This window comes from Methanolobus vulcani, assembly GCF_006546655.1.
Classification (GTDB): domain Archaea; phylum Halobacteriota; class Methanosarcinia; order Methanosarcinales; family Methanosarcinaceae; genus Methanolobus; species Methanolobus vulcani_A.
On record NZ_VIAQ01000012.1, the window covers coordinates 240354 to 252974 of the forward strand.

Below are 12621 nucleotides of genomic sequence, written 5' to 3' on the forward strand. Positions count from 1 at the left end.
CCATTGTTATTATATGAAATCTAGTTAAATACTTTTTAACAAGCAATTTACAGTCTAATATTATACCCATAAGCTACGCTTCATTCAAATTCATATTCCAACATCCAATACCACAACGGCACATACCTAACTTTCTTCCCCTCAATCTCTTCCTCGCCAAATTCATCAGAAGTGATTATTAATCCTTCATTCATTTTGAAGTTCTTCATACCGGCGAGCAGACCGTTTAGCTCACGTTCTTTTGTTTCAGGGTCTGAAAGATTATAGCAAACCTGTATTAATTGAGTTGGTTCAAGGCCTTTCTTTGTAACAAAATCAACTTCGTGGCCTTTCTGGTTCTGCCAATAGTAGACTTCTTGATTGGAACGCAAAAGATGGATGAAAACCATGTTTTCGTATAGTCTGCCGGTGTCCGAGGAGAGTTTAAAAGAAACTGCATTGATCATGCCATTATCAATACAATACAGCTTTCTGGGTTTGCTCATCTGCTGCTTCAGTGACTCATCGTAATGAGAAACACTGAAAAGCAGGAAAGCGTCCTCAAGGTAGTTGATATAATTGATCAGGGAATCAGTGCTCAGGGATGAAAAATTAGCAAAGAGTCGCCTGAGTGAATTGTAAGTATGTGGTTTTGCGATATTTGAGATACAGAACAATGCAAGGTCTTTGAACACCTGTGGATTCCTGATGCCATATCTTGAGATTATATCACGATAGATTATATCATCAAAATACGACTGGAGTAGTTCATGATGTTGTATTGATGGATAAACTATTGTCTCCGGGAAACCACCGTTAACCAGATACTCGTTAAACATCTTTTTTACAACGATTCTGTCTTCAGAATACGGAAGTGTCTTCAGGTTGTAATCGATAGAATGATATTCAAGGAACTCTGCAAAACTGAAAGGGAACATACGTGTACTAAGGTGTCTTCCTGTCAGCAGTGTGGATATATCCTGTGAAAGCAGGGAAGCATTTGAACCGCTTATAACTATCTTTACGTTTTGTTTTCTGTCATAGACACCTTTCACCCATCGCTCCCATGATGGATAACTCTGAACCTCATCAAGGAAAAGATATAAACGACCATCATTGGAACTGTTCTTAGTGTCCTGAAGTTCCCTGAATGTTTCTATTAAAAGCTGAAGCTCATTTCCATTTATCGGCTGGAGCCGGTCGTCATCAAGGTTGAGATGCAATATATTGCTCTTTGGAACCCCCTGCTCTATCAGTTCCTGTATTAACTGATACATGTAGAAAGTCTTACCACATCTTCTGACACCTACAATATCATTTACATGAGGCGTGTTGAGATCTAGCTTGTAACCTCGCCTCTGCAACGATGGTAAATCTCTTTCATGCCAGTCGATGATTGCATTCTTTAGTTTTTCTTTGATATTCACAATAACAATCTAACATCTTTCTTTAAATATCCATCGACTATACTCGATAAAATACACCCTGTTTATCTATTATACTCGACAAAAATCGCAATATCTGTTCAGTATAATCGATAAAGAAACATTTTCTTCATAAAACCTTACTTTTCCAGCAATTCCATGAGTGCATAGAAATGTTGAATTTCATGAGTAGTATACAATACCACGCTTCCAAGTGCATTCAATCATAGAGTTTCTAAAAACAAATTACCGAATAAAATCATTAAACGTGCAACAAACCTTAAAGTATGAACTCAACTTCACCGTATTTAATCTTACTTGTTTTATGTTAACAATATCTAAGATAATATGCTTTTAATAACCCAATTAATACAATTTTTGAAATTGAATAATCCATAACATAGTAAATTTACTTTATTTAGCAAATAAAGTGCTAAAAAGTGCTATTTTTACAAAAGAAGGCAGCATAACTTATATATTACACTATACTCAATAAGATATTGGAATAGGATTTTCTTTTTATTGTCCTGTTCACTAAAAGAGGGAGGAAACAAATAATGCAACCATTTATCGTTGAACACTATCTGCAAAAAGATGTTGATGTTTATTGTGGTGGACCAGACACCTTCCAGGGAGTAGTTGAAGCTTGTGCCGACGGTGTCCTGACCCTTACAAAAGAAGGCAAGTTCACTCACATAGCTATCGATAAAATTATTGCTATATGGGCAAAATGATTTAGTCGAGAGTAGTCTTCTCTACTCTCTACTTAGTTTGTAGCATATTAGTTTTGATATTCTCGCTTTTCCACTATTTTTTTGCATCTTGCCGAATTTTTCCTTGTATAGTGATGCTCATGTCAGGGAAAACTTTGAGTGTAGCTAAACTAAAAACTCCTAATTCTTCTGTTGATCTAAAATAAACAATTCATAGACTTTATAATCAACATTGAAAAATTTGGAATTTGGTAATAAGATATTCAGTTGAGTAAAATCACTTGAATGATACCTACGACCTTTGAATTACAAATAAAAAACAGGATAAAACAGGATTTAGACCCTTACATATGTGTCAGGGTCTTAGACTTATCTGATTAAGAGTTTATGCTGTGACAGCAACCAGTGTAACACCAAGTTTAGCTTCAGTCTCTTGAACCTGTTTCATGTCAGCTTCAGAGAGGTCAGCGGTCTTGACGTCCTGTCCGGTAAAAGCCACTATAGTAACACCCATCTTTTTCTCAAGGTCCTGTACGGTCTTTACTGCTGCATCATCTAATTTTGAATATCCATATATCATTTGTTTGCATCTCCTTTTGGTTATTGTTTAAAACTAACCCCATACTGCTTCTTTATTTTATGTTAGCTTCAGGCTAAAATTGAATAATGTCACTTAAAAGGATTACTTTCGCTTTTCTTGAAAGATTAAACGTAGTATTGATGACGCTAATTCGTTTTTACAAAAAATGAGGGTTTCACACGCGTTAACGAAAACAAGGTTAATAGTAAAAGATTAGTTACAATAAAGAATTGCAAGTTAAAGTAAATCAACAATTAACTCGCGCCAGAACTGTTATTGAGATGCTTTCAAAACAATATTATCTAATTTATTCCCGGATAATGATAATCCTCCCCAGATTCTTCCGAAGGGTCAACATGAATTGTGGTTCCAGATAGGTACTTAAGGTGATGAAGTAGATTTTTCCTGACCTCATCTGCTATTCTATGCCCTTCACGTACAGAAAGATCCGAGTTCACTGAGATATTGATCTCAGCATGTAGCCTGTGACCAATCCATCTTACTCTGATATCAGATACATCCTCCACACCTTCCACATGGTTGATCGAGTGACGTATTTCATCTATTACTTCAGGTTCAACACCATCCAGTAATCTGGAAAACACCATTTTGCTAGAGTCCCAGACTATTTTCAGTATAGCCACTGTTATTATTAGACCTATTATAGGATCTGCCAGTGGATAGCCCATCCAGACACCAATTGCTCCAAGCAGGACTGCAAGGCTGGTAAAACCATCCACTCGTGCATGATAGCCATCGGCTATAAGAGCTGCACTGCCTATTTCCTTACCGGTCTTTATTCTGAATTCAGCAACCAATTCATTGCCCACAAATCCTATCAAAGCTGCAATAGCTACATATTGTAAAAACATTATTTCCTGAGGATTTATCAGACGGTGAATAGATTCATAACCCGCTACAAGAGCGCTAAATAATATTAAAAGAATTACCACCACACCAGCGAGGTCCTCCACCCGTCCGTAACCATAAGTGAATCGGCTGTTGGGCTTGCGTCTTCCAAGAGAGAAAGCTATCCATAAAGGAATGGCTGTTGCAGCATCGCCAAAATTATGTATTGTATCTGCAAGCAAAGCAACACTTCCAGTTATATATACAATGAATATCTGAAGAAGAGCTGTAACCATAAGTGCGATGAATGACCACTTGACAGCCCATATGCCTCTTGAAGTGCTGACAATGGAAGGATCTACAGCTCCATGCGTATGAGCGTGGTGTTTTTCATGTTCATGATGATGTCTTCCCTTCAAAATTGCTCCCCGTCCATTGTAATTTTTATATAACATTCATATTAGTGTTTTGTGATAGAGATAGAGTTTGTTTTGAAACATATGTTTTTGACCGACCTGGTTTATTTCCAGTGCAACCGCATTGTTGTGTTCATTGTTGTGTTTAATTGTTATAAGCTCAAAGAGAGACTCCTATTGTAGGTTTTTAAGTTATTTTCAGACCTTTCGAATTACATTATTACATCTCACACAAATAGATAACTAGAACAAGCAATAATACAAAAACATATGAATGTAGTAGATATATATGTATTTGTGAACACTAATAAAGATGCAGATTATATTGCCTATTTCGATGAAGAAGATATTTTGATTATTGAGTCAACTTCTGACAAGAAAAAAAGTAAAAACGATGATGCGCCAGCAAAAGGATGAACATGAAAAAACAAGAATGGAAAAAAGCAAGGTTTAAAACATATTCAGATAAGGACCTTATAGAAGAACTGAGCAAACGTGGTTACATAGTTCTAAAAACATCAAAGTAACAATTTTGCATCAAGAATAATAGCAAACTTTACTAAATAGTTTCATTCTACAGATTCAAGATGCTTCGATCTTGTTATCGGAAATCTAGATTAATATCTACAAAAAACTGTGGATGAGATCATTAGAGAGGTTTTGTAGAGGTCATCAATTTTTAATTTTGAGACTTTTCCTACAAGTATCTAGTATACTGGCTTTTGTTTCTGAAAAATATTAATTCAAATGCCCTTTGTATTACAATCTAATAATGTCTGCCTGTTCCCCAATAATATTCAAAAACTCTCTTGCACCATTCTATAAAAACGTCATCTGAACCAACGAGTACATTGTCCCTATCAACTTTTCCATCGAGTCCTGGAAGTGCTAGCAGACCGAACCTATCGGTAACATTGATGATTATATTAACTTCATTCACCGTTAGGATTTCAGTACTATTGAGGATCTTTTCAGGTACGTCCACCAAAAGTTTTTCCGCAAAGTCCCTGGGGTATATTGCACGAAAATTCACACCCTCGTCCAATTTCTTTTCTACCATCGGTATAAAGAAACGTGGAAAATCATCGGAAAGATACCAGGCATATTCATGAATCTCTTCAAATATCTCGGTCATTTTATTAACAAGCACAAAAACGCCTTCTATAACCTCCCCTTCTTTGAGAGAATCGATCTCCCTGAGTAAATGCGGAGGTATCGGAGAAGTATCATGATGCAGGAAAAAATCAGATCTCTTTGCAATGGTTTCCAGATTGGATATTGATGAAACGACCAGTTTACCAAGAGATGTTAGTGAATAGCTTCCATCACCATCTTTTACAATGAGGTCCATTTTAGACAAACGGTTCAACTGCCTTGATGTTTCAGGAGATGTTGCATCTATTATGGATCTTAGCTGGGTGAACTTCAGTGGTTCCTTTTCCAGGGCTTTTAGTATAGCTATCCTGTTCTCTGATGCAAGTTCAGCAAAGAGCTCATGACTTTTCATTTCTTTAAATTGTAACAATTATGTTACTTAGTCATAACGATGCGACTAAGGTAATAATTGTTCCAGATTTTTTTAAAGTACCTGTATGAGAATAGTATTATTTGTGAAGGAAATGGTCGAACAAGAATTTGCATTTTCCGTTGCAATCAAGGATTTCAGTGTCATAAGAAAACTGAAGACCTGTTGTGATTGTACCAATGTGATGGAGATCAGTGGTATACTGGACATTGAGGAATTGAGCTTCATCGAGCCCTGTGTTCTGCATATCTCAGGCAAATTTGGTGATATTGACCTTTCTTTTGATGAATCTCAACTAAAGAATTTGTTGTTAAAAGGTGATAAAAATGAGGACAAATAGAGAAGGAAATTGGTTTGGATTTTTGGTAATGATTGTCGGAGTAGTATATCTACTTGCAGATATTGCAAAGACATTCAGCCCAGGAATCAGTGGATGGACAACATTCTTCCTGCTTACAGGTCTCTGGTTCATGCAGAACAACAGGAGAAGAAAAGAGCTTCATGAATAAGGTAGATCGTTTATTCTAAGTGGCTGAAGATTATGAGTAATTTTAAAAACAAGGATTTCAACAAGAAAGCATCCAGAACAAAAAGCAGACCAGATGAAATAATCAAGTTGCTTCTTCTGGAATCTGGTCAGAATGTTGCAGATATGGGAGTTGGAAGAGGGTTACCCTCCTTTTTGCTATATGCTTTAGGTCGTGAGTACATGGACAATGATATTGAAAATGAGCAAGGTGAGAACAGGTCCTTACAGTGGATCTGGTATGTTATTCCGTTTGGTGCATTATTTTTATTATGGGAAATATTAGCAAGAATAATTCTTGTGAAATATGGTTTACCACCAATTTCCGTTATTGTATGGTCTTTGTCACCACGAATGATATATCAACTCGGAATTACGTTTCTTTTTTCCATTTTGGAACTACTGGTAGTGCTACTGATAGGTTTACCACTGGGAAATCTTATACACACATCTAAAAATGTAAAGCAATTTATCACCCCGGTATTGTGGTTTCTGATCTTTTTGACTGGAACAGCAATTATAGTAAAAACACCCATATTAACCGTGCTATTTGGAATTTCGCAATTTTTGATCTTCTTACAGTCAATAATAGTTCCAATTTTAGTAGTTATGTTGATTTCTGGCGATGGTCAAAAATTAATTGCAACAAAAATGGGTTATTTATTTTGTCTACTTTTTCAAATGATGAGTGAAATGACAATTCAAACCATGGTTGGTGGCATTGGACAACTGCTTTCAATGTATTACAATACACATAATTTCACTATGTTGTACTCAACATTGTTTCTAATTGGTGCAGCTGGTCTTTTTGTTGAAAAGGTACTCATTGAGTATGTGGGAAATAAACTGAAAAACTACAATAAAATATTGGATTTGTAGAAAAACTACTATATTTTTTAGCATAACAGAGGAGGTAAAACTTGAGCAAATTAATGAAGTTTATTATCATTTCCTTAATTGTCATGATTGTATTCATAATTGCAGTTTTCCTAATTGGCAATTTTTATTTCAGTGTGAATACTGTTGAGAAGAGCGGTGAGCAAGTTACTAATATAAGTGGAGATGACCTGGAGAACGACCTTTTGATTGCAAAAAGCTACAGTTATGACGATCACCTGACCTTCACATATGTTCCACGTACATCAGGAAAGCCTATTGATTTGTATGCTGACTATAAACTAAAAGAAGACGGCACAACAATAGCCACTGGAAACCACAGGTTATGTGAGGATGTTTCTGTTGATAAGCCAATAGTCATTGAAGTTCAAAGAAACCTTTCTTCTGTGTATGAATTAGGTATGTCCGTTGAAGATACGAACGGGAACATGGTTCAGAAAAGCAACATTGCAATAAAACCGCATAATGAGTTGTTTTTCGGATAATGATTTCTACAGAGCCAAAAGATATAACCTCTTAAAACCAATCATAACCCATGCAGAAAAGCATCTATCTTTATTCAATTGGTGCATGGATAATGCTTGTAATTCTGGCAATAATCAATGGAATTATCAGGAATTCATTTTACTCCCGGCAATTGGGTGAACTTCTTGCCCATCAGGTAAGCACAATTGTATTCTGCATAACTATTATAGCATTCTCCTATCTCTTTTTCAAATATTCAGGTGCCACAGGTACCAGAAAAGATTATTTATATATTGGACTTATGTGGCTCTGCCTGACTGTTGCTTTTGAGTTTCTTTTCGGTCATTACATTGCAGGTCACACATGGGAACATCTTCTTGCAGATTATAATGTGTTTAAGGGAAGAATATGGATTCTTGTGTTAATAATTACAGCAACAGCGCCATCAATTTCCTATTGGATGATAAAACATAGGTCATGATTTTTACCATACAAAATGGCATTCCATTTTTTGATTTTTTATCCAAACAAGACGTATCTATAGATTTGTCTTGCTTGTTTGCCAATTTTCAAAAACTCGAACTTTTGATTCTCCGCTTTCGCCATAAAAGAAATATTCTGCATAATAGAAGAGTAGATAGATAGTGGTTTATGTTAGAATAATGAAAAGGGGAATGCCTTTTAGGATGCAATAATTGAGTAAGCTGTAAGTAGGATATAAAGAGCAAGATAGACCTAAAACTAAACACATTATTCTTTTCAATGTACTATTGTTTTTAATTATATCCGACATTCCTGGAGTCATCCATAAACCACTCAAGAACAAATGAAGTTAATTAAAAGTATGAACACTGAAAAATCAGTGTTCAGGGGGACAACAGGCAAAAACGGGTGATAACGAAAAAGGCATGCTGCCGCCAAGTAGCATACCTTAACTACTTCGTTTTGCGTTGTTGATGTTTATTATTACACACACTATTACTTAACTGTTTTGAAATAAATTAACGCTGTTTACGTTTGGAATGAACAAATTAACGGTGTTAATAAGAAAAAATGAATGGTACATGATTCAGGAAAACACCAAATAAAGGAATACAACCATAATAATGGAAGAGTTAGGACCGAAGAAAACAATAAGGAAAAAGCAGAATATGATACCGAAAATACAAAAGACTTCAGAGTATACTCATTTTGCGGCTATGTCTACGAGTAGTAGACGACACATGGGAGGAGAAAAAGGTATTCATGAAGCCAGAGTTGCGACCAAATAATTGAATGCGAAATATCAGATATAACAATATATTAGACTGCAAAAACAACAGGAAACAGAAAATGATAACAAATGACTTTGCTCTTGAATCATATCCGGAATCTAAAGTACCTTCACAACAACCAATTCTTATATTCAACCTCGAGGATCGCACAGCCCACCTGATTTACGAAAAAATAAGCCAGCCTTTGTATCGTAATGAACTTTCTGAAAGAGGAGTTCATTACCTCGAATCCTATATCCCCAGAAAATCAAATCTCGAAAATTTCCCGCAGTTCTACGAAACTTACATTCGTCCTCTTGCAAATCTATTTATTCATCCGGAAGATGAGAAAAGCTATTACATAAAGAATAATCGCAGGTTCGTGGAGATAATTCATCCAATCATTGAACATGGATTACCCAGGTATTAGGTGATTACATAGGTGCCCATAACCCTTGTAAAGAAACACAATCAAGTGATTTGTATCCTGAAATTGTATTGAGGAACATTATTAAAGGAAATGCATGTAGTTAGGCTCTGAACCATATTATAAAGAGCCTCGGGTGGGATTTGAACCCACGGCCTCGTCCTTACCAAGGACGCGCTATACCCCTAAGCCACCGAGGCACAGAATAAGTATTGGGGTGCTCTCCCCTAATATACAGAATCAATTAATAAGCTTTCGGTTGGAAGAGAGGTTATTTATAAGCACCAGCGTGCATCAACAGGGAATTTCTCATTGATCCACATCAACACACCACTGTGATGGACAATGCGATAAGAACGCGAGAGTAATTTTTGCGCTCCGAACAGAGGCTCATCCTCAATAATCTCAATATTTTCAAAATCCCTGCGAGTCTCAATATCGTGGTCACGCAAAATCCTGCCAATTGGAATGTCAGCTTTCATCATGTCAGAGCGTACACCCTCTGGCATATTTTCAATAGCTGACAGAGAGCGGGCAAACACATATGGAACATCACCGGCGGTAAGGGTCACCACACGCTCATTGATATCCGCACCCACACTTACATCGAACAGTTCAGCCATTTGCTTATCCGCAGGAATAATGTGCTGATACTCAGTAATAACAGCAGTAGGGTGTTTGGTCATGATCTCCAGCAGGAAAGTAACCGAACCATCGGTTCCTGCACAGACCCTCAGACAGGTTGGAATATCAAAGCTCTTCAGTTTTTCGAGAAAGTCCATACTAACGGCCCCGGGAACTTAAAGAAAAAAAGAAGAAAATTACTTGGAAACTTCCTTCTTTGCCTGCTTCAGGCGCTCCTTAGCAGTATAGCCTGTAGCTGCGTAAAGGAAATCCCTGAAACGCTTATTAGAATCAAGAATAAGCTCATCATCTGTCATGGAAGTGTCAGATTCAGTATCTACAGCAAGTTTTTTACCCTCTATCCATACCGTAACTTTGGAAAGAACACCATACGAAGTAATGAACTTACCATCTTCTTCTTTGATTTCACTTGGGAAAGCCTCTTTTAAGCATTCATGAATCCTATCCGTATCGGGTTTAAAACCACGCTTTAACTTGTATTCCTGCATTTCAATCAACCCTATATAACATTCTCCAAATGAATAAATGTACCGGTTTGCATATATAAAAAGCAACCTGAGACACATATTAAATAATATAAAAATGAGCTTTAAAAGATTCTGAAAAATCCCCTTAACTCTCCAATTCTACTACTATCTGGTTAGCACCAGTTTCCCCCTGTCACCTACAAGTCTTACCTGAGGAACCTTTTCAAGAACCATATTTCCAAGTTGTTTTAATTCATTCCATGAAGGTGTTGGTGTTTCATGACCCATGAAAGGCAAGTCAAAATCAGGATTGCTCATAAACTGGTAGAGCATCACTTCAGAAGCACCCTCAAGGTCTGGCAATATGCGAGGCATGGTTTCAGCATTCACATATTCCGGAATAACACGTATCCACACCCTGAGCCATTTCTGCTTTGCAATGGCCATGGATTCACTCAGGAGTTTCAGGTATTTCTGTGTCCTTTCTTCAGACATTCCTGTAACTTCCATAACTGCTTTTACATCATCACCCGGTGCTTTGATCTCAAGTACAAATCCATAAACAAATGGAAGAGCTTTTTCAAGTACATCGGGCTTCATACCATTGGATTTCAGGATGACTTGTTTTTCCATCTCATGCAAGCCCTCAATTAAAGGAAGCAGATCTTTCTGCAGGGTTGGCTCTGCACCTCCAAGGTATACGTTCTCAGTTGTAGACTTACTGGCATAATCCAATACTTCATCCAGAGTCCATTCTTTTACAGGCTGATGTATATGAACGCAATAAGGACATTTCATATTACATCCGCCAAACTCAACCCTTATCTGTCCTTTTGCATCTGATAGATCAATTAATCTCATTCATAAGCTCCTTCACTCAATATCAATATTGAAATAATCATCACTATCTATATTTTTAGAACTAACAGTATTAATAGTTAGACCCCATAAATTCGGTATTACCCTGAAACTGACAAAGCGATTATTATTTATGTGTATCACACTATCAAAGCAGAAAGACGGTGATCATATTGACAAGGAAACTTACTCTTGAAGATCTTGAAAGATCAAAAACAAAGAAGGAAAACAAACCGGAAGAACAGGATCTTACAGACCTCTATGACCTTATCATACCACCTGGAACTCCTTCATACATTATCTATGACCTTGTAGAAGAGTTCGACCTCGAACCCGTTGAAAGAAAGATCAATGTAAAGATCGTAGATACTGATGAAAGGGAACTAATTGCCCTTAGAGGAACACTGGAAGTAGTACAGGCTGCTGAGAAGTTCCTGCATGAAGAACTCCAGGCATGGATTGAGAGTTAAGTAAAGTAGAGTGCTCTTACCATTAACAAATATACATAACCAGAATTGGATCTGGTTAAACTGTTTTCCAAAATAAGGTTCAGGAACAAGACAGCATTTTGCTGTCCATTCATATTCCTGTTATTCCGCTTTCCTTAAAGTCAAATACTACAGCTTTGCCATTGTCATTATAAATATCAATTACCTGGCTGTCGTTAATCTCACCGACTACAGCAGCCTTTATACCTGCATTTTCAAAAACCTTAACACACTCATCTGCGTGCTCGGCCTTTGCAGTAACAACATAACCAGTTGCAGGATATATCTTAAGCCACTGTTCAAAATCGAGACCTTCAGGGCATGGAATCTTGCTAAGATCAACAGAAGCTCCTACCCTGCTAACCTCACAGAGCATACCAAGTGTGCCAATTGTACCTGGGTTGCTTATGTCTTTTCCAGCAGTTACCAGTTTCTTTTCCCCGATTTCCTGCATAACCATGAAACGTTCACGCACGACATCAGCATCCTTAAAAGATGTGGTATCCCAGCTATATGGCGAGTTCTTCCCAACACGACCATCCATGTCATAGGCAACAATCACAACATCTCCAGACTGGGCAGTGTCACTCCTGATTACACAATCCTTCTTTGCAATTCCGATTATGGCAACTGCAAGAGAATTGTATGGAGTGTCGGGATGCATATGACCTCCGACCATTGGAACTCCGAACTTACTGATACCATCGCGGATTCCTTTCATGATATCTTCTGTGGATTCAAGATCACTGGAAGCCATCACATTTACCATTGCAAGAGGGCGACCTCCCATTGCAGAAATATCATTCACGTTGACAACAACAGAAGTATAACCAGTCCACCATGGACTCTTGTTGACGATCCTGCCCCATATGGCATCGGCTGCAAACAGAATTACATCATCGCTACCAATATCGATGATAGCCGCATCATCACCAAAGTCATCTATGACCTCACCATATTCAGACCTGACAGTCTCAAATATACTTACGATATCTGCTATCGGTTTTTTTCTGGTGACGCCTTCAAAGTTTCTTAAATTTACCGCAAGCTCTTCGATATTCAAAAAAACACCTGCATAATTAATAGAATTAATAGAATAAAATGACGAA

General features: G+C 37.2%; 18 protein-coding genes and 1 tRNA gene. 10 read left to right on the plus strand and 9 right to left on the minus strand.

Translation table 11 applies throughout. From position 1 onward, the window contains the following. Positions 1-80: 80 nt before the first annotated feature. Positions 81-1406 carry an ATP-binding protein gene (locus FKV42_RS06105; RefSeq protein ID WP_154809344.1) on the minus strand — a complete coding sequence of 442 codons (1326 nt, stop codon included), beginning with the start codon at positions 1404-1406 and terminating at the stop codon, positions 81-83. A gap of 554 nt (positions 1407-1960) precedes the next feature. Between FKV42_RS06105 and FKV42_RS06110 the strand changes: the two genes are divergently transcribed. Further along, positions 1961-2137 (plus strand): MM0924 family protein, encoded by a 177-nt coding sequence (locus FKV42_RS06110; RefSeq protein ID WP_196214065.1) that lies wholly within the window; start codon positions 1961-1963, stop codon positions 2135-2137. A gap of 364 nt (positions 2138-2501) precedes the next feature. On the opposite strand, the gene FKV42_RS06115 is transcribed toward FKV42_RS06110, so the two are convergent. Together FKV42_RS06115 and FKV42_RS06120 are read right to left on the minus strand one after the other, a co-directional pair. Next, positions 2502-2696 carry a hypothetical protein gene (locus FKV42_RS06115; protein WP_154809346.1) on the minus strand — a complete coding sequence of 65 codons (195 nt, stop codon included), beginning with the start codon at positions 2694-2696 and terminating at the stop codon, positions 2502-2504. 302 nt (positions 2697-2998) lie between these two features. Next, the gene (locus tag FKV42_RS06120; RefSeq protein ID WP_230375510.1) at positions 2999-3964 is read right to left on the minus strand and encodes a cation diffusion facilitator family transporter; all 966 of its coding nucleotides are present in this window, start codon (positions 3962-3964) and stop codon (positions 2999-3001) included. Positions 3965-4231: 267 nt separating this feature from the next. On the opposite strand from FKV42_RS06120, the gene FKV42_RS14005 reads away from it, so the two are divergent. Continuing rightward, positions 4232-4378: a hypothetical protein gene (locus FKV42_RS14005; RefSeq protein WP_196214066.1), complete on the plus strand. Its 147-nt coding sequence runs from the start codon at positions 4232-4234 to the stop codon at positions 4376-4378. A gap of 349 nt (positions 4379-4727) precedes the next feature. Here the strand turns inward: FKV42_RS14005 and FKV42_RS06125 are convergent, their stop codons facing one another. Further along, complete coding sequence (locus FKV42_RS06125; protein ID WP_154809348.1) at positions 4728-5468, minus strand: helix-turn-helix transcriptional regulator; 741 nt, start codon at positions 5466-5468, stop codon at positions 4728-4730. A gap of 112 nt (positions 5469-5580) precedes the next feature. Here FKV42_RS06125 and FKV42_RS06130 point away from each other — a divergent pair, with 112 nt between their 5' ends. The 7 genes from FKV42_RS06130 (at position 5581) to FKV42_RS06160 (ending at position 9057) form a co-directional block, all read left to right on the plus strand. After that, entirely contained in the window at positions 5581-5826 is a 246-nt protein-coding gene (locus FKV42_RS06130; protein WP_154809349.1) for a hypothetical protein, read from the plus strand. Then, positions 5813-5995 (plus strand): hypothetical protein, encoded by a 183-nt coding sequence (locus FKV42_RS06135; RefSeq protein WP_154809350.1) that lies wholly within the window; start codon positions 5813-5815, stop codon positions 5993-5995. Before FKV42_RS06130 ends, FKV42_RS06135 begins: the two co-directional genes overlap by 14 nt. A gap of 32 nt (positions 5996-6027) precedes the next feature. Further along, complete coding sequence (locus tag FKV42_RS06140) at positions 6028-6891, plus strand: hypothetical protein (RefSeq protein ID WP_154809351.1); 864 nt, start codon at positions 6028-6030, stop codon at positions 6889-6891. Between the two features lie 41 nt (positions 6892-6932). Beyond that, the gene (locus tag FKV42_RS06145) at positions 6933-7394 is read left to right on the plus strand and encodes a hypothetical protein (RefSeq protein WP_154809352.1); all 462 of its coding nucleotides are present in this window, start codon (positions 6933-6935) and stop codon (positions 7392-7394) included. A 50-nt stretch (positions 7395-7444) separates the two neighbouring features. Then, positions 7445-7855 (plus strand): hypothetical protein, encoded by a 411-nt coding sequence (locus FKV42_RS06150; RefSeq protein ID WP_154809353.1) that lies wholly within the window; start codon positions 7445-7447, stop codon positions 7853-7855. 576 nt (positions 7856-8431) lie between these two features. Beyond that, positions 8432-8587, plus strand: coding sequence for a hypothetical protein (locus FKV42_RS06155; protein WP_154809354.1), 156 nt, complete (start codon positions 8432-8434; stop codon positions 8585-8587). Positions 8588-8706: 119 nt separating this feature from the next. Further along, entirely contained in the window at positions 8707-9057 is a 351-nt protein-coding gene (locus FKV42_RS06160) for a hypothetical protein (protein WP_154809355.1), read from the plus strand. Positions 9058-9182: 125 nt separating this feature from the next. On the opposite strand, the gene FKV42_RS06165 is transcribed toward FKV42_RS06160, so the two are convergent. From FKV42_RS06165 to FKV42_RS06180, 4 genes are all read right to left on the minus strand, one after another. Beyond that, positions 9183-9254: transfer RNA gene (locus FKV42_RS06165), tRNA-Thr, on the minus strand. A gap of 75 nt (positions 9255-9329) precedes the next feature. Continuing rightward, positions 9330-9836 carry a chorismate--pyruvate lyase family protein gene (locus tag FKV42_RS06170; protein WP_154809356.1) on the minus strand — a complete coding sequence of 169 codons (507 nt, stop codon included), beginning with the start codon at positions 9834-9836 and terminating at the stop codon, positions 9330-9332. A 39-nt stretch (positions 9837-9875) separates the two neighbouring features. After that, a complete protein-coding gene (locus FKV42_RS06175) occupies positions 9876-10187 on the minus strand; it encodes a DUF5611 family protein (protein WP_154809357.1) in 312 nt (103 codons plus the stop codon). Between the two features lie 144 nt (positions 10188-10331). Then, positions 10332-11027 carry a radical SAM protein gene (locus tag FKV42_RS06180; protein WP_154809358.1) on the minus strand — a complete coding sequence of 232 codons (696 nt, stop codon included), beginning with the start codon at positions 11025-11027 and terminating at the stop codon, positions 10332-10334. A gap of 170 nt (positions 11028-11197) precedes the next feature. Between FKV42_RS06180 and FKV42_RS06185 the strand changes: the two genes are divergently transcribed. Further along, positions 11198-11494 carry a hypothetical protein gene (locus tag FKV42_RS06185; protein WP_154809359.1) on the plus strand — a complete coding sequence of 99 codons (297 nt, stop codon included), beginning with the start codon at positions 11198-11200 and terminating at the stop codon, positions 11492-11494. A 109-nt stretch (positions 11495-11603) separates the two neighbouring features. Here the strand turns inward: FKV42_RS06185 and FKV42_RS06190 are convergent, their stop codons facing one another. Then, positions 11604-12575 (minus strand): methanogenesis marker 2 protein, encoded by a 972-nt coding sequence (locus tag FKV42_RS06190; protein ID WP_154809360.1) that lies wholly within the window; start codon positions 12573-12575, stop codon positions 11604-11606. Between the last annotated feature and the right edge of the window lie 46 nt (positions 12576-12621).